The organism is Paraburkholderia azotifigens, assembly GCF_007995085.1.
GTDB lineage: Bacteria > Pseudomonadota > Gammaproteobacteria > Burkholderiales > Burkholderiaceae > Paraburkholderia > Paraburkholderia azotifigens.
This window is the reverse complement of sequence record NZ_VOQS01000001.1, coordinates 555,997-576,898: the sequence shown is the minus strand read 5'-3', so window position 1 is coordinate 576,898 and position 20,902 is coordinate 555,997. Positions and strand designations below refer to the sequence as shown.

The 20,902-nt window shown below is 63.5% G+C and carries 21 protein-coding genes and 1 pseudogene; 11 read left to right on the top strand and 11 right to left on the bottom strand.

Annotation, left to right across the window (positions count from 1 at the left end):
- Positions 1-4 precede the first annotated feature (4 nt).
- The 5 genes and pseudogenes from FRZ40_RS02580 (at position 5) to FRZ40_RS02560 (ending at position 5,996) form a co-directional block, all read left to right on the top strand.
- Complete coding sequence (locus FRZ40_RS02580) at positions 5-901, top strand: polysaccharide deacetylase family protein (RefSeq protein WP_028365138.1); 897 nt, start codon at positions 5-7, stop codon at positions 899-901.
- A gap of 227 nt (positions 902-1,128) precedes the next feature.
- On the top strand, positions 1,129-1,590 hold the full coding sequence (locus FRZ40_RS02575) for a peroxiredoxin (protein ID WP_147233191.1): 462 nt from the start codon (positions 1,129-1,131) through the stop codon (positions 1,588-1,590).
- A 365-nt stretch (positions 1,591-1,955) separates the two neighbouring features.
- Positions 1,956-3,775 (top strand): annotated as a pseudogene (locus FRZ40_RS02570) (PhoH family protein).
- 252 nt (positions 3,776-4,027) lie between these two features.
- Positions 4,028-5,065 (top strand): C40 family peptidase, encoded by a 1,038-nt coding sequence (locus FRZ40_RS02565; protein WP_147233188.1) that lies wholly within the window; start codon positions 4,028-4,030, stop codon positions 5,063-5,065.
- Between the two features lie 124 nt (positions 5,066-5,189).
- Positions 5,190-5,996, top strand: a complete 807-nt coding sequence (locus FRZ40_RS02560; RefSeq protein WP_028365142.1) for an SDR family NAD(P)-dependent oxidoreductase — start codon at positions 5,190-5,192, stop codon at positions 5,994-5,996.
- Between the two features lie 25 nt (positions 5,997-6,021).
- Here FRZ40_RS02560 and FRZ40_RS02555 read toward each other — a convergent pair whose 3' ends face one another.
- The 9 genes from FRZ40_RS02555 to FRZ40_RS02515 all read right to left on the bottom strand — a co-directional run bounded on the left by FRZ40_RS02555 (position 6,022) and on the right by FRZ40_RS02515 (position 12,873).
- Complete coding sequence (locus FRZ40_RS02555; protein WP_147233186.1) at positions 6,022-7,032, bottom strand: inorganic phosphate transporter; 1,011 nt, start codon at positions 7,030-7,032, stop codon at positions 6,022-6,024.
- Positions 7,032-7,658, bottom strand: a complete 627-nt coding sequence (locus FRZ40_RS02550; protein WP_028365144.1) for a DUF47 domain-containing protein — start codon at positions 7,656-7,658, stop codon at positions 7,032-7,034. Before FRZ40_RS02550 ends, FRZ40_RS02555 begins: the two co-directional genes overlap by 1 nt.
- Before the next feature lie 149 nt (positions 7,659-7,807).
- Positions 7,808-9,196, bottom strand: a complete 1,389-nt coding sequence (locus FRZ40_RS02545) for a replicative DNA helicase (protein WP_028365145.1) — start codon at positions 9,194-9,196, stop codon at positions 7,808-7,810.
- Positions 9,197-9,369: 173 nt separating this feature from the next.
- Positions 9,370-9,822, bottom strand: a complete 453-nt coding sequence (rplI, locus tag FRZ40_RS02540) for a 50S ribosomal protein L9 (protein WP_028365146.1) — start codon at positions 9,820-9,822, stop codon at positions 9,370-9,372.
- A gap of 26 nt (positions 9,823-9,848) precedes the next feature.
- Positions 9,849-10,124, bottom strand: a complete 276-nt coding sequence (gene rpsR, locus FRZ40_RS02535) for a 30S ribosomal protein S18 (protein ID WP_012400321.1) — start codon at positions 10,122-10,124, stop codon at positions 9,849-9,851.
- 2 nt (positions 10,125-10,126) lie between these two features.
- Entirely contained in the window at positions 10,127-10,426 is a 300-nt protein-coding gene (gene priB, locus FRZ40_RS02530; RefSeq protein ID WP_028365147.1) for a primosomal replication protein N, read from the bottom strand.
- 76 nt (positions 10,427-10,502) lie between these two features.
- A complete protein-coding gene (rpsF, locus tag FRZ40_RS02525) occupies positions 10,503-10,877 on the bottom strand; it encodes a 30S ribosomal protein S6 (RefSeq protein WP_028365148.1) in 375 nt (124 codons plus the stop codon).
- 201 nt (positions 10,878-11,078) lie between these two features.
- Positions 11,079-12,017, bottom strand: coding sequence for an anti-sigma factor family protein (locus FRZ40_RS02520; RefSeq protein ID WP_147233184.1), 939 nt, complete (start codon positions 12,015-12,017; stop codon positions 11,079-11,081).
- Positions 12,007-12,873, bottom strand: a complete 867-nt coding sequence (locus tag FRZ40_RS02515; RefSeq protein WP_028365150.1) for an RNA polymerase sigma factor — start codon at positions 12,871-12,873, stop codon at positions 12,007-12,009. The genes FRZ40_RS02520 and FRZ40_RS02515 overlap by 11 nt, the downstream gene beginning before the upstream one ends.
- A 156-nt stretch (positions 12,874-13,029) precedes the next feature.
- On the opposite strand from FRZ40_RS02515, the gene FRZ40_RS02510 reads away from it, so the two are divergent.
- Complete coding sequence (locus FRZ40_RS02510) at positions 13,030-13,923, top strand: metallophosphoesterase family protein (protein WP_028365151.1); 894 nt, start codon at positions 13,030-13,032, stop codon at positions 13,921-13,923.
- Between the two features lie 67 nt (positions 13,924-13,990).
- On the top strand, positions 13,991-14,314 hold the full coding sequence (locus tag FRZ40_RS02505; RefSeq protein ID WP_231516033.1) for a cupredoxin domain-containing protein: 324 nt from the start codon (positions 13,991-13,993) through the stop codon (positions 14,312-14,314).
- Between the two features lie 6 nt (positions 14,315-14,320).
- On the opposite strand, the gene FRZ40_RS02500 is transcribed toward FRZ40_RS02505, so the two are convergent.
- A complete protein-coding gene (locus FRZ40_RS02500) occupies positions 14,321-15,232 on the bottom strand; it encodes a LysR family transcriptional regulator (RefSeq protein WP_028365153.1) in 912 nt (303 codons plus the stop codon).
- Positions 15,233-15,410: 178 nt separating this feature from the next.
- Between FRZ40_RS02500 and gcl the strand changes: the two genes are divergently transcribed.
- From gcl to FRZ40_RS02480, 4 genes are all read left to right on the top strand, one after another.
- Entirely contained in the window at positions 15,411-17,186 is a 1,776-nt protein-coding gene (gcl, locus tag FRZ40_RS02495; RefSeq protein WP_028365154.1) for a glyoxylate carboligase, read from the top strand.
- Between the two features lie 109 nt (positions 17,187-17,295).
- On the top strand, positions 17,296-18,096 hold the full coding sequence (gene otnI / locus FRZ40_RS02490) for a 2-oxo-tetronate isomerase (RefSeq protein WP_147233180.1): 801 nt from the start codon (positions 17,296-17,298) through the stop codon (positions 18,094-18,096).
- 107 nt (positions 18,097-18,203) lie between these two features.
- On the top strand, positions 18,204-19,112 hold the full coding sequence (locus tag FRZ40_RS02485; protein WP_147233179.1) for a 2-hydroxy-3-oxopropionate reductase: 909 nt from the start codon (positions 18,204-18,206) through the stop codon (positions 19,110-19,112).
- Between the two features lie 86 nt (positions 19,113-19,198).
- Complete coding sequence (locus FRZ40_RS02480; protein WP_147233178.1) at positions 19,199-19,480, top strand: hypothetical protein; 282 nt, start codon at positions 19,199-19,201, stop codon at positions 19,478-19,480.
- Positions 19,481-19,586: 106 nt separating this feature from the next.
- Here FRZ40_RS02480 and FRZ40_RS02475 read toward each other — a convergent pair whose 3' ends face one another.
- Positions 19,587-20,540 carry an IS5 family transposase gene (locus FRZ40_RS02475; protein ID WP_147233177.1) on the bottom strand — a complete coding sequence of 318 codons (954 nt, stop codon included), beginning with the start codon at positions 20,538-20,540 and terminating at the stop codon, positions 19,587-19,589.
- Positions 20,541-20,902 lie beyond the last annotated feature (362 nt).

Genomic DNA, 20,902 nt, shown 5'->3' with positions numbered 1-20,902 from the left:
GCTCTTGGCCTTGATCGTCCTGAAGATCGACGTCGATACGTTGCGCGGCACGCGTGAAGGCGTGCCGAATCTCGCGCGTATCTTCGACCGCTACAAGGCGCGCGCCACGTTCCTGTTCAGCCTCGGCCCCGATCACACCGGCTGGGCGATGCGGCGCGTGCTGCGGCCGGGCTTCCTGAAGAAGGTGTCGCGCACCTCGGTGGTCGAGCATTACGGCGTCAAGCAGCTGATGTACGGCGTGCTGCTGCCGGGACCGGACATCGGCGCGCGCGCCCGCTCGGAGATGCGCGCGATCCACGAAGCCGGTTTCGAATGCGGTATCCACACGTGGGATCACGTCTACTGGCAGGACAACGTCCGTTCGCGTCCGCGCGACTGGACGGTCGCGCAGATGCAGAAGAGCCACGACCGTTTCGCGGACATCTTCGGCATGCCGCCCGTCACGCACGGCGCGGCCGGCTGGCAGATGAACGGCCACGCGTTCGAGCAGATCGACGCGTGGGGCATGCGGTACGCGTCCGACGGGCGCGGGCATACGCCCTATTTCCCGGTCGTCGGCGGACGCACGCTATCGCATGTGCAGATGCCGACCACGCTGCCCACGCTCGACGAAGTGCTGGGCGTCGACGGTATCGACACGGACAACGTCGCCGCGTGGATGCTCAAGCGCACCGAGAACAATCCGCACGATCAGGTGTTCACGCTGCACGCGGAGCTCGAAGGCCAGAAGCTCGCGCCCGTGTTCGAGCAGCTGCTGGCCGGTTGGCGCGCGCAAGGCCACACGTTCGCGACGATGGGCGATTACCACGCCACGCTAGACCGCGACACACTGCCGTCGTACCCTGTCACGTGGGGTGAAATCCCGGGCCGCTCCGGCGAACTGATCGTTCAGCCCGACTAGCCGTGCACGGGGCCGCGCATCGTCCCTTCAGTCGATACGCGCCCGATGCATGCCGTCCTGTTCGCCGGGCGGACGATTGGCCACCTGCCGACTCGCGCAACGCGCCGCATGATCGTCCCGATGCCGCCTCGCGGGGCAAGCCCAAAGCGACCCCAAGCAACCCCGAAGAAAAAGTTCAGGCGCGCGGCCCGTGCCGCCGCCGACACCGATAACAACCGGAGGACCTCGTGCCCATCGCAGTCGATCAACCCGTTCCCGATTTCACCGCCCCGGCCACCGGCGGCGACTTCACGCTGTCCAGCCTGCTCGGCAAGAAGGTTGTCGTGTATTTCTATCCGAAAGACAACACGCCCGGCTGCACGACGGAAGGCCTGCAGTTCCGCGACCTGTATCCGAAGTTCAAGAAGGCGGGCGCAGAGATCATCGGCGTATCGCGCGACAGCGTCCGCTCGCACGATAACTTCAAGGCCAAGCTCGAACTGCCGTTTACCTTGGTATCGGACCCCGACGAAATGCTGTGCACGCTCTTCGGCGTCATGAAACTGAAGAAAATGTATGGCAAAGAAGTACGGGGAATCGAGCGCTCCACATTCGTTATCGATGCCGAAGGCGTGTTGCGCCGCGAGTGGCGCGGCGTGAAAGTGCCGGGGCACGTCGACGAGATTCTGGAGGCTGTACAAGCGCTTTGAGGCGCGTTATATTGGGCCGCAATGAGTGCCTGTTCACATACTTTTTTCCGCAGTTGCGCTGCAGATCGCGTAGTTGTCGTCGCTGACCACAAGGCAGTGATTCCGGCAATGAGGCGAGCCATGAGGCGCAATGCGATGACCGAAGTCAAGCCGCTTGCCCCGGTTGCCGGGGCGGCGGCTTTTTTCATTGCGCGAAGCAGCTCGCGTCGTTCGCAGCGCACTTTCGTCAAGGAGCCGATCGAAAACCAGGCGAACCGGCATTACTAATCCGACACGCGCCACCGGACGCAAATTGCGAGCGCACAACGCACGACAGTTTGCGGCAGGCGGCGAAGAATTGTGACCCGCTTTATTTGAGGGAAACCATGCCTTTGCCTACCCCCCCAGCAAGCTCGGCAATCTGTTGCCGCCTGATGAATACACGGCGAAGCCTGCAAAGCCTGGTCGAAAACAGGCACAAGAAGGGGAGCAAGCCGCATCGGCCGAATATGGCCGCGCCAATGTTGCCGCACCGATGACGCACGCCGCCAACGCGGCAACCACCTTGCGCCCCGTTCCGAGCGCCGCCCCCACCGTTGCAGAAGCCGCACCGTCGCGCAGCCGCAAGACGAAGCAGACGGCCGCATTGCTGCAGCCGGTACCGTCCGCGCCCGCAGCCGACACGGAAACGGCCGCGCCCGTCGTCGCGCGCCGCGGCAAGGGTTCCGCCGACGCAGAAGCGCCCGCCGCCACGGCCGCCAAGGCGCCCCGCACGGGCGCGAAGAAAGGCGCGGCCAAGGGTGCCCAGGTCGAAATTCGCAAGCTGTTCGTGCTCGACACCAACGTGCTGATGCACGATCCGACCTGCCTCTTCCGCTTCGAGGAACACGACGTCTATCTGCCCATGATGACGTTGGAAGAGCTCGACAATCACAAGAAGGGGATGTCGGAAGTCGCGCGCAATGCTCGTCAGGTGAGCCGCACGCTGGATACGCTCGTCGCGAACGCGGGCGAGATGTCGGAAGGCATTCCCCTTGCGCGCCTCGGCAGCCGCGAAGCGCTGGGACGTCTGTATTTCCAGACGAAGCTCACGCATATCGAGCCCGTCGAAGGCCTGCCGCAAGGCAAGGCCGACAACCAGATTCTCGGCGTCGTGCGCGCGCTGCAACGCGACCGGGAGGATCGTCAGGTCGTGCTGGTGTCGAAAGACATCAACATGCGCATCAAGGCGCACGCGCTCGGCCTACCCGCCGAAGACTACTTCAACGACCAGGTTCTCGAAGACAAGGACCTGCTCTACTCCGGTATCCGTCAGCTGCCGCCCGATTTCTGGACGAAGCACGCGAAGGACATGGAGAGCTGGCAGGACACGAAGACGGGCACCACGTATTACCGCGTGACGGGCCCGTTGTGCGCGTCGATGCTGGTCAACGAGTTCGTCTATCTGGAGCCGCAGAACGGCGAGCCGGCGTTCCACGCGATCGTGCGCGAGCTGAACGGCAAGACGGCGCTGCTGCAGACGCTGCGCGACTACGGCCACCACAAGAACAACGTGTGGGGCATCACGGCGCGCAATCGCGAGCAGAACTTCGCGCTGAACCTGTTGATGAATCCCGAGATCGACTTCGTCACGCTGCTCGGCCAGGCGGGCACGGGCAAGACGCTGGTCGCGCTGGCGGCGGGTCTCGCGCAGGTGCTCGACGACAAGCGCTACAACGAGATCATCGTGACGCGCGCGACGGTTCCTGTCGGCGAAGACATCGGCTTCCTGCCCGGCACGGAAGAGGAAAAGATGCAGCCGTGGATGGGCGCATTCGATGACAACCTCGAAGTGCTGCAGAAGACGGATGATGCCGCGGGTGAATGGGGCCGCGCGGCGACGCAGGAACTGATCCGCTCGCGCCTGAAGATCAAGAGCATGAACTTCATGCGCGGCCGTACGTTCGTCGACAAGTATCTGATCATCGACGAGGCGCAAAACCTGACGCCGAAGCAGATGAAGACGCTCGTCACGCGTGCGGGTCCGGGCACGAAGATCATCTGCCTCGGCAACATCGCGCAGATCGATACGCCGTATCTGACGGAAGGCAGTTCGGGCCTCACGTATGTCGTCGATCGCTTCAAGGGCTGGGCGCACAGCGGGCATGTCACGCTCGCGCGCGGCGAGCGCTCACGTCTGGCGGATTACGCGTCCGACATTCTGTAACGCGCCTTTCGCTCCCTCTCGGGCCGCTTCCGGTGTAAGCCGGAAGCGGCTTTTTCATTTGTGCTCCTTCGACGGTTTTATGCGCGGCGCATCTAAAGACGCCCGCTCTGCGCGGATCCAGCGTCCGCGCGGGACAACATTTAGCGCGTAAACTTCAAGTAAATCATCAACAATTGTTGCGAGAGCCCCGCCGCACGGGCTACCATCGGGCATCGTCGGCTTTTGGCGAGCGCCTGCGCTCGTCGTGCTTTCATGCTTCGCCTCGCGCTGTCACTGTTGGTCGTCGCCCTGCTCGCCGCCTGCTCGGGTGCGCCGCAGAAGACCGCGCGCGGTTCGGGCGGATCGTATGCGTCCTCGGGCGGCGCGTATCGCACCACGCCGCCGGGCTTCCCCCGCTTCGTCGATCACAGTATCGGCCGCGAAGAAATCTCGATTCAGGCGATGAGCCTCGTCGGCGTGCCGTATCGCTGGGGCGGCAACACGCCCGACAGCGGCTTCGACTGCAGCGGACTCGTGCACTACGTCGTGCAGCGCGCGGCCTCGGTGAACCTGCCGCGCACGACGGCCGACATGAGTTCGCGCGGCGAGACGGTCGATCCCGAAGAAATCGCACCGGGCGACCTGATTTTTTTCAACACGACCGGGCGGCCGCATTCGCACGTCGGCATCTACGTCGGCAAGCTGCGCTTCGTCAATGCGCCGTCGACGGGCGGCACGGTGCGGCTCGACTATCTGACCAATCCCTATTGGGCGAAGCGTTTCGACGGCATTCGCCGGGTGGCGCCCGCGCTGAACAAGCCGACGCCATTCGATGCGCCGGGCTATCAGGCCGCTGCGCCTGCGCCGTCGGCGCCTGCTGTGGCGACCGTCGATGCACGTATGCCGGCCGCGCCCGTCGCCAGTACGGCGGCTGCCATATCCTCCGCGCCAGCCGCCGCATCCGCCGACCCGTTCGAACCGCCGCCGCCCGGCATGACCGCCGCGCAAATGCAGGCGCGCTCAGCGGGCGCCGTGTCGCCGAACGTGGTGAATTCCCTTGCTGCGGATGCGCCTGCGCAACGCGCCTACAGTGCCGCACCGGCGCCCGATGCCATCGACGCAGCCGCCGATGCCTACGAGCCGCCGCCGCCCGCAGCCATGGCGGCGCGTCAGGCCCGCCAGGCGCAATCGTACGGTGGGTCGAGTGGCCAAGGCGGCGTCCAGATCATGCGCGCATCGACGGCCTCGCGCCCCGTTCCTGCCCCGACGCAGACCAACGACGACCCGATCGCGGGCTTCGCCAGTGACTGAGCGAAGAATCGAAGAATCGAAGGCGTCCGCCTCGAAGGCCGTGCCCGATTCGCCACCCGACACCCCGCACCTCTGCTATCTTTTGACGATATTTCCTTCACTTCCCTGATGGCGGGTGACGACGATGGATCTTGGTCTCAAAGACAAAGTGGTTCTGATAACAGGCGGCAGCAAGGGCATCGGACTCGCGTGCGCGCGCGCGTTCGCGATGGAAGGCGCGAAAGTCGCGATCGTGTCGCGCGATCCCGCCAATCTCGCGCGCGCCCGCGAGCAGCTGTCGAGCGAAGGCTTGCATGTCCATCTGACGCGCGCGGATCTGCACGAGCCGCACAGCGCCGCCGATGTCGTCGAGGAAGCGACAGGCGCCGTCGGCCCAATCGACATCCTCATCAACAGCGCGGGCGCCGCGCGTCGCTACGATCCCGAAACGCTCGACGCGGCCGCCTTCAAGGCGACCATGGAAGCCAAGTACTTCCCATATATCTATCCGCAGCAGGAAGTGCTCAAGCGTATGGCCGAGCGCGTCAAATCGGGCGCCGCGAAAGAGCCGGGAACGATCGTCAACATCATCGGCATGGGCGGCAAGATTGCGAGCGACATTCACATCGCGGGCGGCGCCGCCAACGCCGCGCTGATGCTCGCGACCGTCGGCCTCGCGCACTACTACGCGCGTTATGGTATCCGCATCAACGCGATCAATCCGGGCGCGACGCTGACGGAGCGCGTCGACGAGGCGCTGAAGCTGGAAGCGTCGCGCGAAGGTGTCGAGCCGGCCGAAGCGCTCGCGCGCGGCGAAGCACGCGTGCCGCTCGGACGTTTCGCGAAACCGGAAGAGATTGCGGACGTCGCGTTGTTTCTGGCGAGCCGCCGCGCGAGCTACGTGACGGGCGCGATCGTCCCGATGGATGGAGGCAGCGCGCCGCTGATCTGAACGCGGCGCGCTTTTTTTGGGTGGCTTACAGGAAGCGGTGACCCAGCCACCAGCCGGCCGCCGCGAGCACGGCGGACGCGGGAATCGTCAGCACCCACGCCCAGACGATATTGCCCGCGACACCCCAGCGTACGGCCGACAACTTCTGCGTCGCGCCCACACCGACGATCGCACCCGTGATCGTATGCGTCGTGGATACGGGAATGCCGAGGAACGACGCGACGAACAGCGTGATCGCGCCGCCCGCCTCCGCACAGAAGCCGCCGACGGGCTTGAGCTTCGTGATCTTCTGCCCCATCGTGCGCACGATGCGCCAGCCGCCGAACAGCGTGCCGAGACCCATCGACAGATAGCACGCGCCGATTACCCACAGCGGCGGCGCGTCGGCCGTGGACGAAGCGTAGCCCGTCGCGATCAGCAGCATCCAGATGATGCCGATGGTCTTTTGCGCGTCGTTGCCGCCGTGGCCAAGGCTGTACAGCCCCGCCGACACCAGTTGCAGCCGCCGGAAGCGCCGGTCGACCTTGCTGGGCGGCGTGCGGAAATAGATCCACGACACCAGCAGCATGAAGAACGAGCCGAGTACGAAGCCCAGCAGCGGCGACACGAAAATGAACGCGATCGTCTTCAGCAGACCATCCCAGTTCAGCGCGCTCCAGCCCGATTTCGCGAGCGCGGAGCCCACCAGTCCGCCGATCAGCGCGTGCGACGAACTGGAAGGAATGCCGTAGTACCACGTGACGATGTTCCAGCCGATCGCGCCGACCAGCGCGCCGAACACGACGTAGTGATCGACGATACCGGGGTCGATCGTGCCCTTGCCGACCGTCTGCGCGACCTTCAGGTGAAAAATGAAGTACGCGATGACGTTGAAAGCGGCCGCGAACGCAACCGCCTGTTGCGGCTTCAGCACGCCCGTCGACACGACGGTGGCGATCGAGTTCGCCGCGTCGTGGAAACCGTTCATGAAGTCGAAGACGAGCGCGACGACGACGAGCGTCGCGACCGCCCAGATGGCGAGTTGTATCGAATGCATTACGCGTTTTCCAGCACGATGCCTTCGATGATGTTCGCCACGTCCTCGCACTTGTCGGTGATCGACTCGAGCAGTTCGTAGATTGCCTTCAGCTTGATCAACGTCTTGACGTCGTCCTCTTCGCGGAAAAGCTTCGACATCGCCGAGCGCAGCACGCGGTCGGCATCCGACTCCAGACGGTCGATGTCTTCGCACGCTTTCAGGATGTCGCGCGCCTGCTTCATGTCCGACAACATGCCGACGGCTGCCTGCACACGTTCGCAGCAAGCCGTCGAAATGTGCGCGAGCTGGCTCGCCTCCGACGTGACGGCCTGCACGTCATACAGCGAAATGGCCGTGGCGACGTCCTCCATCAGGTCGAGGATGTCGTCCATCGTGGTGATCAGCTTGTGGATCTCGTCGCGGTCGAGCGGCGTGATGAAGGTCTTGTGCAGCAGATCGATGGTTTCGTGCGTCAGTTTGTCGGCGGCTTTTTCGGCCGTTTGCACGTTTTGCTTGTGAATCTCGGCGTCGCCGAGGTTATCGATCAACAGTTCGAGTTCGCGACTGCCGGCAACGATGTGCTGCGCGTGCGCGTTGAAGATTTCAAAGAATTTGCCCTCGGTGGGCATGAATCGACCGAACATTGGGTTCCCGGGAAATGGTCACGGTATGGCTGTCATAAAACCGCAACATTGTACCGTTCCGGACCATTCCGGGTGCGTGGCGGGAACCAGTTTTGTGCGCGCGCGCAACGGCGGGCGCAACCGGGTTTCCCCGTTTGCGTCCAGATGTGCTACTCACCGCCGTAGAAGTTCTGCGGACCCGCAAAGTTGTCGAATTTCGTGAATTGGCCGTGGAACGTGAGCCGAACAGGGCCAATCGGGCCGTTACGCTGCTTGCCGATGATGATTTCGGCAGTGCCCTTGTCGGGGCTGTCCGGGTTATAGACTTCGTCGCGGTAAATGAACAGGATCACGTCCGCGTCCTGTTCGATTGCACCCGATTCGCGCAAGTCCGACATCACGGGACGCTTGTTCGGACGCTGCTCCAGACCGCGGTTCAGCTGCGACAGCGCGATCACGGGCACGTCGAGTTCCTTGGCCAGGCTCTTGAGCGAACGCGAGATTTCCGAGATTTCCGTCGCGCGGTTTTCGCCCGACGAGGAGCCGCTCATCAGCTGCAAATAGTCGATGATGATGAGCCCGAGCTTGCCGCACTGCCGCGACAGACGGCGCGCGCGCGAGCGCAGTTCCATCGGGTTCAGGCCGCCCGTTTCATCGATGAAAATCTGCGCTTCGCTCATTTTCTGCACTGCATGCGTGAGCTTCGGCCAATCTTCGTCGGTCAGACGCCCGGTTCGCATGCGGTGCTGGTCCAGCCGGCCGACGGAACCGAGCATACGCATGATCAGTTGCGTGCCAGGCATTTCCATCGAGAACACCGCGACGGGCAGCCCATATTCGACGGCCACGTATTCGCCGACATTCATCGAAAACGCCGTCTTACCCATCGACGGACGCCCTGCCACGATGATCAGCTCGCCGCCGTGCATTCCCGACGTCATGCGGTCCAGATCGACGAAGCCCGTCGGCGTGCCCGTCACGTCGCTCGGGTTGGCCGTGTGATAGAGCGTGTCGATGCGCTCGACGACCTGGGTGAGCAGCGGCCCGATTTCGAGGAAGCCCTGCGTGCCGCGCGCGCCGTCTTCCGCGATCGAGAACACTTTCGACTCCGCCTCGTCGAGCAGCTGACGGACTTCCTTGCCTTGCGGATTGAACGCGTCGGCGGAAATTTCATCAGCCACGGACACGAGCCGGCGCAGCACCGCGCGGTCGCGCACGATTTCAGCGTAACGGCGGATGTTGGCCGCGCTGGGCGTGTTCTGCGCGAGCGCGTTCAGATACGCGAGCCCGCCGACATCGTCGGCCTTGCCCGAGGTGGTCAGCGCTTCGTAGACGGTCACGACGTCGGCGGGACGCGTCGCCGCGATCAGCCTGCCGATATGCTCGAAGATGACACGATGGTCGAAGCGGTAGAAGTCGCTTTGCGCGAGGAAGTCAGCGATGCGGTCCCATGCGCCGTTGTCGAGCAGCAGACCGCCCAGCACCGATTGCTCGGCCTCGATGGAATGGGGCGGGACTTTCAGCGACTCGATTTGAGGATCTTTCGACGGTGCGTTCATGGGGTGGAATTATCAGGCAAAGTGAGACAGAGGCAAAGCGCCCCGAAAAACGACCGGCCGCAGCTCGCGGATACCGGTTTCGGAGAACAAAAAAGGCAGAGGCCGGTTTCCCGGCCCCTGCCCTTCATCACCAGACATTCCTGGCGATCTGACTTCTTGTCTTAGCGCGATGCTTAGACGTGCTCGCCCAGCACCGACACCGTGACGTCAACCGTGACGTCCGTGTGCAGCGAAACGTGCACCGGATGGTCGCCGACCATCTTCAGCGGGCCTTCCGGCAGACGCACTTGCGCCTTTTCCACTTCGAAGCCTTGCTTGCCCAGTGCTGCAGCGATGTCCGCGTTCGTGACCGAGCCGAACAGACGGCCGTCGACGCCAGCCTTCTGGCCGATCTGAACCGTCAGACCTGCCAGCTTTTCGCCTTGAGCCTGAGCAGCCGCCAGCTTTTCAGCAGCGACCTTTTCCAGTTCTGCGCGGCGAACTTCGAATTCAGCGATCGCTTCCTTCGTGGCACGGCGTGCCTTCTTGTTCGGGATCAGGAAGTTACGTGCATAGCCGTCCTTGACCTTGACGATGTCGCCCAGGTTGCCGACGTTCACGACTTTTTCGAGAAGAATGATTTGCATTCGGATGCTCCTTGTGACGTCGACGGTTAGGCCTTGTGCTGATCGGTGTACGGCATCAGCGCGAGGAAACGTGCGCGCTTGATTGCCGTGTCGAGCTGGCGCTGATAGTGGGCCTTGGTACCCGTCAGACGTGCCGGCGTGATCTTGCCGTTTTCGCCGATGAAGTCCTTCAGCGTATCGATGTCCTTGTAGTCGATCTGTTCGACGCCTGCAGCCGTGAAGCGGCAGAACTTCTTGCGCTTGAAGAGCGGGTTTTGTTGCTGACGACGCTTGTCGAATTTCTTACCAGTCGGGCGGGGCATGATTAGTCCTTTCCAATGTCCTGCAATTCTGTGATGTGAAACACCAGAGTTCTCGCGTTGCGGCTTTTTTTTGCCAGGAAGCCGGTGAAGAGCGTTTCGACGCCCATTTCAACCCGTTCCAGCCTGCCGCTCGCTTCGCCGGCCGCCACCGCCTGCAATGTCAGTTCGACGGTTCGGGCAATGCCCGCTTCGACGACCTGCGTGCGGTGTTGCAACGTACAGCCTGCAATCGGAACGCCGGCGGGGGTGTACCGCACCGGTTCGCGTTCTACGACGCTTGCCGTGAGTTGCAGCCGGTTCATCGGTTCCTTCTACGGATGTCCGCGTGGTTACCCGACTAGCGGCGCGTGATCACTCTGATGGCTTAACGGTTCTGCTTTAAGCCTGCGCTTCGGCGGACTGCGATGCAGCTGCCTTCTTGGCTTCTTCGCGCTGCACTTCCTTCATCATCGGCGACGGGCCGGTTTCGGCCTTCTTCATCTTGACGATGAGGTGACGCAGAACGGCGTCGTTGAACTTGAACGCGTGTTCCAGCTCGTCGAGCGTGGTCTGGTCGCATTCGATGTTCATGCAGACGTAGTGAGCCTTCGCGAGTTTCTCGATCATGTAGGCCAGTTGGCGACGGCCCCAGTCTTCGATACGGTGGATCTGGCCACCGTGCGACGTGATCGTGGACTTGTAACGCTCGATCATCGCGGGCACTTGCTCGCTTTGATCGGGGTGCACGATGAAGACGATTTCGTAATGACGCATGTATCACTCCTTGTGGATTAAAGCCACCCGGGCGTCGGAACCGGTGCGGCAAGTGAGAAGCCGAAGAATATAACCTGAATCGGCACTGTTTGCAATATAAAGCAGCTGACGAAGACGCGATTCGGGCGTGTTTTCAATGATTTAGGGGCGACGAGGCGCTCAAAAGCGCCCGGTCGCCCCTAAAGGTTGCCGGCCGAGCCGTCAACTGCCCGAGTAGGGCGCCCCCGGCTCGCCGCCATGCAGCCGCGCCGTCAGCGCGGTCTGCAAGGCCGTCAGGGATTCGGGCGCGGCGTCCGTGACGGCCCACCACATCATGCCGTCGTCGCGCCAGCGCGCCACCGCATAGCCGTCGCGCACGAGCGCCGGGCCGGGCTTGCCCGCCGAGCGGTCGTCCTCGGGGAACACGTAGACGTCGATCACGTGCTTTGCGTGCCGGTACGTCAGCACAGCCACCCGCCGATGCCCGACATAGTCGAGCCGTCCGCCCGCCAGCGGAAACCCGCTCGCCGCGAGATCCTCGACGGGCGGCGCGTAGTCGAGTTTGCCGTTGAACCACGGCTTGACCGTATGCTGATCCGACGACACCACGTCGATATCGTGCCCCGACAGCTGCGCCCGTACGTGGCTCGCCACCAGTTCGTCGACGAGCGGCAGCGGCTCGCCCGTGCGGTGCAGCGACACCGCGACACCCGCTGCGACCAGTGCACAGAATGCGAGCGCGAGACCGCCTCGCCACGCCGCGCTCTGCTGCCAGCCCCCCATCGTGCCGCTCATCGGGCCGCCCGCGCCCTCGCCCGCCAGCGGCCCGAAACCGCCGCCTTTCGGCAGTTGAGGCAACCGCAGCCAGTCGAACCAGCCCTTGCGCTGCCCATCGCGCTCAGGCTCGCTTTCACGCAGCGCCCGTTCGGGCATCGCCGGTTCCGTCGACGGCAGCGCCGCCAGGATGCTCGCGCGCAGTTCGTCCGGCGCGCGGTAGTAGTTGGCCGAGCGCACCGCGCCCTTCATCGCCCGCACCATCTCGCTCTCCCTCCGGCAAGATTCGCAGCTTTCGATATGCCGCTGCACGTCGCGCGATTGCGGCGGCGTGAGTTCATGGTCCGCATTCGCATCGAGAAGCGGCCGTGCTTCGTTACAGTCCATCTGGCGCCTCCTGTGCGAGTCCGCCCGGCAACGCGCCGGGAGCGTGCGGCATCCAGCCGCTTTCGGTTTTGCGTGTCGTGTCGGTCGCCGCGCCCGGCGATGCAGCGGCCGGCGACCCGGCGCTGCCGTCGTGCGCCGGGCGGGACGAACCGGCTGACCGGGACGACGCACGCACCGCCGGCCGCGCCCCCGATACACCGCCTGTCCCGTCCGGCGCACGCTGCGCAGCGCCTCCGTCGCGCGCGCCGCCTGTCGGCCGCGCGCTCCCCTTCGCTTGCAACGACGTCAGCGCCGTCGCGAGCTTGCGCCGTCCGCGCGCGAGCCGCGACATCACGGTGCCCACGGGCAGATCCGCGATCGTCGCGATCTCGCGGTAGCTCAGCTCTTCCAGTTCGCGCAGGATCAGCACCTCGCGATACTCGACGGGCAGCTGTTCGAGCGCCTCGTGCACGAGCCGCGTGTCTTCGTCGCGGATCAGCAGCGCTTCGGGGTCGGGCGAACCCGAACTCCAGCCTTCGAACGATGCGTCGTCGAGGTTCTCGTCGAACTCGACTGTCGCGTTCACACCACCCGAGCGCCTGCGCCATTCCGTGTACCACGTGCGCCGCACGATCGCGAGCAGCCAGGGCCGCGCGGTCTCGCCGTGGAACGTGTCGAAGAAACGGTATGCGCGCATGAATGCTTCCTGCACGACGTCGTCGGCGTCGTGGCCGTTGCCGCATAGCCAGCGCGCAAGGTTGTATGCGGCATCGAGATGCGGCAGCGCCATCTGCTGAAAGCGCAGACTGCGTGCCGCCTCGGCGCGCGCGTCACTCGCGCGTTCGCCGCTCGCCGCATGATTTCCGGTCTCATTCACCGATCGCCTCCAGGCTTGCCCAGACTTCACGGCTGCAAAACCCATCTCCGATCCAGTTTATTCCCGGGTTTCGCGCTTCCCGCAAAAAAATAAATCGGGAATAGGAAGCGCAGTCGGGCGGTAACGCAGACGAGTCATCAACTCGCGAGGACCATCATGCAGAACTCTCTTAAATGTCTGAAGCGGCGCGATTTCCTGCGCCTTGCCGCAGTCGGCGGCGCGGCGTTCGCGTCGGCGTTGCCCGGCTTCACCTACGGACGCGACGACGATTTCTATTTCGTCCAGCTGTCCGATTCGCATTGGGGCTTCGAGGGCCCCGGCGTCAATCCCGATTCGAAAGGCACGCTGCCGAAAGCGATCGCCGCTGTGAATGCGCTGCCCTCGCCGCCCGATTTCGTCATCTTCACGGGCGACCTGACGCACACGACGGACGACACCGCCGTGCGTCACGAACGCATGCGCCAGTTCCAGCAGATCATCGCTCAGCTGAAGGTGAAGCCGCTGTATCTGATGCCCGGCGAGCACGACGCGAGCCTCGATGCGGGCGCCGCGTACAAGGAGCATTTCGGCCAGACGCATTACACGTTCGACCACAAGGGCGTGCACTTCATCACGCTCGACAACGTGTCCGATCCGGCCGGCCGCGTCGGCGCGGAGCAGATCGCGTGGCTCGCCGCCGATATCGACCGTCAGCCGCAGGACGCGCGCATCGTGCTGTTCACGCACCGGCCGCTCTTCGATCTCGCGCCGCAGTGGGACTGGGCGACGCGCGACGGCGCGCAGGTCATCGACGTGCTGAGCCGGCGCAAGAATGTGACCGTGTTCTACGGGCATATCCATCAGGAGCATCACATGGTGACGGGCAACATCGCGCATCACGCAGCGCGCTCGCTGATGTTCCCGTTGCCTGCAGCGATGTCGCAGGAGAAGAAGCTGCCCGTACCGTGGGATGCGTCGGCGCCGTATCGCGGGCTGGGGTGGCGGCAGGTGGAAGTGGCGCGGCCGTCGGGCGCGCTCGCGCTCAATGAAATGCCGATCAAGACTTCATAACGGGGAGACCACGATGCAAACCGATGCAATCGATACGAAACGACGACGCCTTCTCGCACTCGCCGCGATGGGCGCGGTATTGACGGTGGCGGGCGGCTTCGACGCGCGCGCCGCCGAGCCGCGCGTGATCAAGGTTCAGGCGCGCAGGTTCGTGTTCACGCCGAATCAGATCAAGCTCGCGCCGAACGAGAAGGTCGTGTTCGAACTCACGGCGCTGGACACGATCATGGGTTTCGCGATTCCGCAGTACAACGTGCGCGCCGACGTGCCGCCCGGGGCCGTGGTGCGGGTGCCGGCGCAGGCGGGGTCGGCGGGTACCGTCGATTTTCTGTGCGATATTTTTTGCGGGTCGGGGCACGAGACGATGAGCGGGACGATCGTGGTGGGGTAGCCATCCTCACGACGCGTTGATCCAGTAATCCTTGCGCGCATACACCTCTTTCAGGTAATCGATGAAATAACGCACCTTCGCGGGCACATAGCGCTGCTGCGGATACACGGCAAGGATGTCGTAATCGGGCAGCGCGTATTCGTCGAGAACGGTTTCAAGCTCGCCGCGCGCGAGCTGCTGATCGATTTCCCACGTCGAGCGCCAGCCGAGCCCGAGCCCTTCCGACACCCAGCGGTGCAGCAGTTCGCCGTCGTTGCAATCGAGCGTGCCGCTCACGCGCACCGTCGTCAGCTTGCCGTTACGCCGGAAATACCAGCCGCGGTTCTGACCGCCTTGCAGGTTGAACGCGAAACAGTTGTGATTCGGCAGGTCTTCGAGCGTCTTCGGCTTGCCGTGCTTGCGGAAGTATTCCGGCGTGCCGCACACGACGCGCCGGTTCGTCGCGAGCTTCACCGCGACGAAGTTCGGATCCACCGCGCCGCCGATGCGGATCGACAGGTCGTAGCCTTCGCGCACCAGGTCGACGACGCGGTCGGTCAGATTGAACGACACCTGCAGTTCGGGCTTGTCCTTCAGGAACTCCGGCGCGAGCGGCGCGACGTGCTTGCGCCCGAACGCCGCGGGCGCCGACACGATCAGATGCCCGTTCACGGTGCGCCTTCCCGCCATCAGCTCGTTTTCCGCCTGATCCCATTCGCTGAGCAGCCCGCGGCAGCGTTCGAGAAACGCCGCGCCTTCTTCGCTGACCACGAGGCGCCGCGTCGAGCGGTACATCAGCTTGACGCCGAGACGCTTTTCGAGCGCGTCGATCCGGCGTCCGAGAATCACGGGCGACACGCCCTCTTCCAGCGCCGCCGCCGCTAGACTGCCCGCATCGGCGACGCGCACGAAGGTTTCGATCTGTTTGAAGCGGTCCATTTTCGTCTCCTCTCTTGTCCCACGGACGTCTGCCAGGCGGCGCGCGTCCCGGTGCGCCAACCGCATTCCATACTTTTTGTTTTGGAATAAGCGACCGTGAATGATCTTATCAAACCTTAGATGCAGTCTTAAAGTCTGTCCAACACCCATCCGCTTTACAGACTTCCAGGAGACATTCATGGCCAAGATGAGAGCCGTCGACGCAGCGGTGCTCGTGCTCGAAAAAGAAGGCATCGACACGGCTTTCGGCGTTCCGGGCGCCGCCATCAATCCGTTCTACTCGGCCATGCGCAAGGCAGGCAACATCAGTCACGTGCTGGCTCGCCACGTCGAAGGCGCATCGCACATGGCCGAAGGCTATACGCGTGCCCAGCCGGGCAATATCGGCGTGTGCATCGGCACGTCGGGCCCCGCGGGCACCGACATGATCACGGGCCTCTACTCCGCCTCCGCCGATTCGATCCCGATTCTCGCCATCACGGGCCAGGCGCCGCGCGCGCGTCTGTACAAGGAAGACTTCCAGGCCGTCGACATTGAATCGATCGCCAAGCCCGTCACCAAGTGGGCCGTCACGGTGCGCGAGCCGGCCCTCGTGCCGCGCGTGTTCCAGCAGGCCTTCCATCTGATGCGCTCGGGCCGCCCCGGTCCCGTGCTGGTCGACCTGCCGATCGACGTGCAGCTCGCCGAAATCGAGTTCGACATCGACACCTACGAACCGCTGCCCGTCTACAAGCCGAAGGCGACGCGCAAGCAGATCGAAGCCGCGCTGACGCTGCTCAACGACTCGGCCAGGCCGCTGATCGTCTCCGGCGGCGGCGTGCTGAACGCGGCGGCTGAAGACCTGCTCGTGCAGTTCGCGGAAACGGTCGGCGTGCCCGTGATCCCGACGCTGATGTCATGGGGCGCGATTCCCGACGATCATCCGCTGATGGCGGGCATGGTCGGCCTCCAGACCTCGCACCGTTACGGCAACGCGACGATGCTCGCCTCCGACTTCGTGCTCGGCATCGGCAACCGCTGGGCGAACCGTCACACGGGCAGCGTCGAGGTGTACACGAAGGGCCGCAAGTTCGTGCACGTCGATATCGAACCGACGCAGATCGGCCGCGTGTTCGGCCCGGACCTCGGCATCGTCTCCGATGCGAAGGCGGCGCTCGAACTGTTCATTGAAGTCGCGCAGGAATGGAAGGCGGCCGGCAAGCTGAAGGACCGCGGCGCGTGGGTCGAGGAATGCCAGGCGCGCAAGCGCACGCTGCAGCGCAAGACGCACTTCGAAAATGTGCCGATCAAGCCGCAGCGCGTGTACGAAGAGATGAACAAGGTGTTCGGCCGCGATACGTGCTATGTGAGCACGATCGGTCTGTCGCAGATCGCCGCCGCGCAGTTCCTCCATGTGTTCAAGGCGCGCAACTGGATCAACTGCGGCCAGGCGGGCCCGCTCGGCTGGACGATTCCGGCTGCGCTGGGCGTGCGTGCCGCCGATCCGCAGCGCCCCATCGTTGCGCTGTCGGGCGACTACGACTTCCAGTTCATGATCGAAGAGCTGGCCGTGGGCGCGCAGTTCAAGCTGCCGTACGTGCATGTCGTCGTGAACAACTCGTATCTGGGCCTGATCCGCCAGGCACAGCGCGCGTTCGACATGGACTTCTGCGTGCAGCTCGCGTTCGACAACATCAACGCACCGGAAGTCGAAGGCTATGGCGTCGATCACGTGGCCGTTGCCGAAGGCCTCGGCTGCAAGGCGATCCGCGTGTTCAAGCCGGAAGAGATCGAGCCCGCACTGAAGAAGGCGCAGTCGATGCTCTCCGAATTCAACGTGCCCGTGGTCGTGGAAGTGATTCTCGAGCGTGTGACGAACATCTCGATGGGCGCAGAGATCGACGCGATCAACGAGTTCGAAGAGCTTGCCATCACGCGCGCCGATGCGCCGAGCGCCGTCTCGCTGCTCGACTGATCTGCGCCGTATCTGCATCGCCCGGATGGATGCGCTTCGCACGAAGCGCATCCATCTTCTTCACGCAGTCCACGCCGTTCAATTTGACCGACCAGAGAGAAAAAGCAACATGCCGAAATTTGCCGCGAATCTCACGATGCTGTTCAACGAAGTCCCGTTCCTCGACCGCTTCGCCGCGGCCGCCGATGCAGGCTTCGATGCCGTCGAATTTCTGTTCCCCTACCCGTATCAGATCGCCGAACTGTCGGAGCGCCTCGAGCAGAACAAGCTGAAGCTGGTGCTGCACAACCTGCCCGCCGGCAACTGGGAAGCGGGCGAACGCGGTATCGCGTCGCTGCCGGATCGCGTGAGCGAGTTTCAGGAAGGCGTCGGCCGCGCGATCGAATACGCGAAAGCACTGAAGGTGCCGCAACTGAACTGCCTCGTCGGCATTCCGAAGAACGTCGACGCCGGCAAGGCGCGTGCGACGATCGTCGACAACCTGCGCTTCGCCGCTGCCGCGTTGAAGAAAGAAGGCATCCGGCTGCTCGTCGAGCCGTGCAACTCGTACGATATTCCGGGCTTTGCGCTGAACCGTTCGGCGGAAGGACTCGACGTGATTCAGGCCGTCGGCTCCGACAATCTGTTCCTGCAGTACGACATCTATCACATGCAACGGATGGAAGGTGAACTCGCTGCGACGATCAAGAAGCACTTCGCGCAGATCGCCCACATCCAGCTCGCCGACAACCCGGGCCGCAACGAACCCGGCACGGGCGAAATCAACTATCCGTTCCTGTTCGATCTGCTCGATTCGCTCGGCTATCAGGGCTACGTCGGCTGCGAGTACAAGCCGCGCACGACGACCACGGAAGGCCTCGGCTGGCTGGAAAGCATCGCGGGCATAAAGCGCGCGCATGCGTCGGCCTGACAGCGCGGCGTGATATCGCAGCCTGATATCGCGGCCTGATATTGCGGCCTGAGCGCCACGCGTCAAACGAGCACATTTTCGAACCTCATTATCTGGAGACTTACTCAATGGCAAAGATCGGTTTCATCGGCCTCGGCATCATGGGCGCGCACATGGCGCGCAACCTCATCAAGGGCGGCCACGCGCTGTTCGTCAACGGCGCATACCCGGTGCCCGAAGATCTCGCCAAGACGACGACCGTCGTCGCCGATTCGACAGCTGTTGCGCAGGCGGCCGACATCGTCGTGGTTATGGTTCCCGACACGCCCGATGTCTCGAACGTGCTGTTCGCGGATGACGGCGTGGCGAAGGGCCTGACGAAGGGCAAGCTCGTGATCGACATGAGCTCGATCTCGCCGCTCGACACGCAGGCATTCGCGAAGAAGATCAACGAGCTGGGCTGCGACTATCTGGACGCACCTGTTTCCGGCGGCGAGATCGGCGCGCGCGATGCGACGCTGACGATCATGGTTGGCGGCCCGCAGAAGGCCTTCGATCTCGCGAAGCCGCTGTTCGATCTGATGGGCAAGAACATTTCGCTGATCGGCGACAACGGTGCGGGCCAGACGTGCAAGGTCGCGAACCAGATCATCGTGGCGCTGAACATCGAGGCTGTTGCCGAGGCGCTGCTGTTCGCCGCGCGTTCGGGCGCCGATCCGGAGCGCGTGCGCAAGGCATTGATGGGCGGCTTCGCGTCGTCGCGGATTCTCGAAGTGCACGGCGAGCGCATGACGAAGCGCACGTTCAACCCGGGTTTCCGGATCGAGCTGCACCAGAAGGATCTGAATCTCGCACTCGACGGCGCGCGCAAGCTCGGCATTGCGTTGCCGCATACGGCGAGCGCGCAGCAGCTGTTCAGCGTGTGTGCTGCGAACGGCGGCAAGGCATGGGATCACTCGGCGATGGTGCGCGCGCTGGAAATCATGGCGAATTTCGAAGTCGCGCAGGCGCCGGCAGCGGATCAGAAGGCTGCGTAATCACGCAGCGCAGGTGGGGCGCCTGATCCGGCGCGCGGCACGCATCGGATCGGGCAAATCATGTCGCTCTGGGCTGAGAGCGACAAGTGGGGTCCGCAGCGGCACCCGGCGATGCCGGGGAAGCCTTGGTCGGTCAGACGTCATCGTCGGGTGTCCTGCTGTGGTTTTGTTGTTTTGTCTGCGACGCAGTCGCCATTCTGGTTTTTTCTGTCTGCGACGCAGTCGCCGTTTATGTCTTGTATCGGCATCCGCGATTTGCCTTCGTGCTTCAGGCGTTGCCCCTGTGCGGGGCGGCACTTACTTTCTTTGCCGCCGCAAAGAAAGTAAGGGAAGGTCTGAACAACCCGTTTTCTGCCTGGGATCTCTAACTGGCACGCGCGCAGTGGAATTCGCGTCCTCATTCACGCTGTGTTGAACCGATGCTGGTCGCATCTTGCGCGTGGACGCTGCGCCTTTGGGGGGCGTCTTCGCCCTTCATTTCGCTTTACCGAGCACCCCGCGAGCCAGCCAGAGATTGATCAGCGCGAACTGCGTTTCGATCTGCGCCGTGTTTTTCGCCAGTCCCCGATACCGCGCCTTCAGATAGCCGAACTGACATTTGAGCACCCGAAACGGGTGCTCAACCTTCGCCCGCACGCCCGCCTTGAGCCGCTCGACTTTCTCGTAGATTCTGTCCAGCCGCTTGCTTTTGTCCAGCTTTCTTCGCTTGCTCGGCCTCATCGCCACGTGCCACTGGACGGCACCCGTTTCGCCTCGCTTCTCGATGCCCACGTAGCCCGCATCGGCAAACGCAACCTGCTCGTCGCCGTGCAACAGTTCATGCGCCACCGTGATGTCGTGAACATTTGCCGGCGTGCACTTGACGGTATGCACCAGCCCCGACTCCACATCGACTCCGATGTGCGCCTTCATACCGAAGTACCAGCTGCCGCCCTTTTGCGTCTGGCTCATCTCGGGGTCTCGCGTGCCAGCCTTCTTCGTCGAACTGGGTGCCGAAATCAGCGTTGCGTCGACCGCCGAGCCCACCTTGAGCATCAGGCCCTTCGCCTGCAGGATCTCGTTGACCGTCGCCAGCATTCTGGCCGACAGCTCATGGGCCTCAAGCAGGTGCCGGAATCGCAGGATCGTGCTCTCGTCAGGCAGGCGCGTCATACCCGTGCCCAGCAGCGCGAACTCCCGGTACAGCGGTATGTCGTGCAGCGCCTCCTCCATCGCCGGGTCCGAGAGACTGAACCATTGTTGCAGGAAGTGAATGCGAAGCATCGTCTGGATCGGAAAAGGCGGGCGGCCAGTCTTGCCTTTCGGATAGTGCGGTTCGACAAGCGCAATCAGCTTCTGCCACGGCACCACACGCGTCATCTCATCGAGAAACTCGCGCTTGCGAGTGCGCTTCGTTGACAGATCCAGACCAAGACCAAGTTGTGTCATCACGCCACTCCATGAATTCTCCTGATCCCAGGATAGTCCAACCTCACGTCAACGCCAGGACTTTTGCAGAGATTCCTAAGCAAAGAAAGCGGGCTAACACCGCGAATGCTAGTCGTTGCCTGCGGGCCCCCGACGGGTCCCGTACTCCACACGGCGACACAACATTTTGCGCGCGTTGCCAGCGTGCTAACTCGCGCCTCACCCACTTCACACTCCCGCGTCACGAATCGCGTTACCGGAACGTCCACCGCCGCCCAGGTGGCAAACTGTGTGTAGGCTGTCGCGACGGAAATCCACCACTCCGGACTGAAAAGCAGGATCGGTGTTGTAGAAGCGCCAACGTATGCGGTGCGACAACCTGC

Coding starts and splice junctions, on each gene's coding strand:
- FRZ40_RS02560 (WP_028365142.1), top strand. CDS start 5,190: ATGGATCTTGGTCTCAAAGACAAAGTGGTTCTGATAACAGGCGGCAGC.
- FRZ40_RS02545 (WP_028365145.1), bottom strand. CDS start 9,196: ATGAACGCACCGTCGAAAGATCCTCAAATCGAGTCGCTGAAAGTCCCG.
- FRZ40_RS02520 (WP_147233184.1), bottom strand. CDS start 12,017: ATGGACTGTAACGAAGCACGGCCGCTTCTCGATGCGAATGCGGACCAT.
- rpsF (WP_028365148.1), bottom strand. CDS start 10,877: ATGCGTCATTACGAAATCGTCTTCATCGTGCACCCCGATCAAAGCGAG.
- FRZ40_RS02550 (WP_028365144.1), bottom strand. CDS start 7,658: ATGTTCGGTCGATTCATGCCCACCGAGGGCAAATTCTTTGAAATCTTC.
- FRZ40_RS02475 (WP_147233177.1), bottom strand. CDS start 20,540: ATGACACAACTTGGTCTTGGTCTGGATCTGTCAACGAAGCGCACTCGC.
- otnI (WP_147233180.1), top strand. CDS start 17,296: ATGCCGAAATTTGCCGCGAATCTCACGATGCTGTTCAACGAAGTCCCG.
- rplI (WP_028365146.1), bottom strand. CDS start 9,822: ATGCAAATCATTCTTCTCGAAAAAGTCGTGAACGTCGGCAACCTGGGC.
- priB (WP_028365147.1), bottom strand. CDS start 10,426: ATGAACCGGCTGCAACTCACGGCAAGCGTCGTAGAACGCGAACCGGTG.
- FRZ40_RS02505 (WP_231516033.1), top strand. CDS start 13,991: ATGGGCGCGGTATTGACGGTGGCGGGCGGCTTCGACGCGCGCGCCGCC.
- FRZ40_RS02485 (WP_147233179.1), top strand. CDS start 18,204: ATGGCAAAGATCGGTTTCATCGGCCTCGGCATCATGGGCGCGCACATG.
- FRZ40_RS02510 (WP_028365151.1), top strand. CDS start 13,030: ATGCAGAACTCTCTTAAATGTCTGAAGCGGCGCGATTTCCTGCGCCTT.
- rpsR (WP_012400321.1), bottom strand. CDS start 10,124: ATGCCCCGCCCGACTGGTAAGAAATTCGACAAGCGTCGTCAGCAACAA.
- gcl (WP_028365154.1), top strand. CDS start 15,411: ATGGCCAAGATGAGAGCCGTCGACGCAGCGGTGCTCGTGCTCGAAAAA.
- FRZ40_RS02555 (WP_147233186.1), bottom strand. CDS start 7,032: ATGCATTCGATACAACTCGCCATCTGGGCGGTCGCGACGCTCGTCGTC.
- FRZ40_RS02565 (WP_147233188.1), top strand. CDS start 4,028: ATGCTTCGCCTCGCGCTGTCACTGTTGGTCGTCGCCCTGCTCGCCGCC.
- FRZ40_RS02500 (WP_028365153.1), bottom strand. CDS start 15,232: ATGGACCGCTTCAAACAGATCGAAACCTTCGTGCGCGTCGCCGATGCG.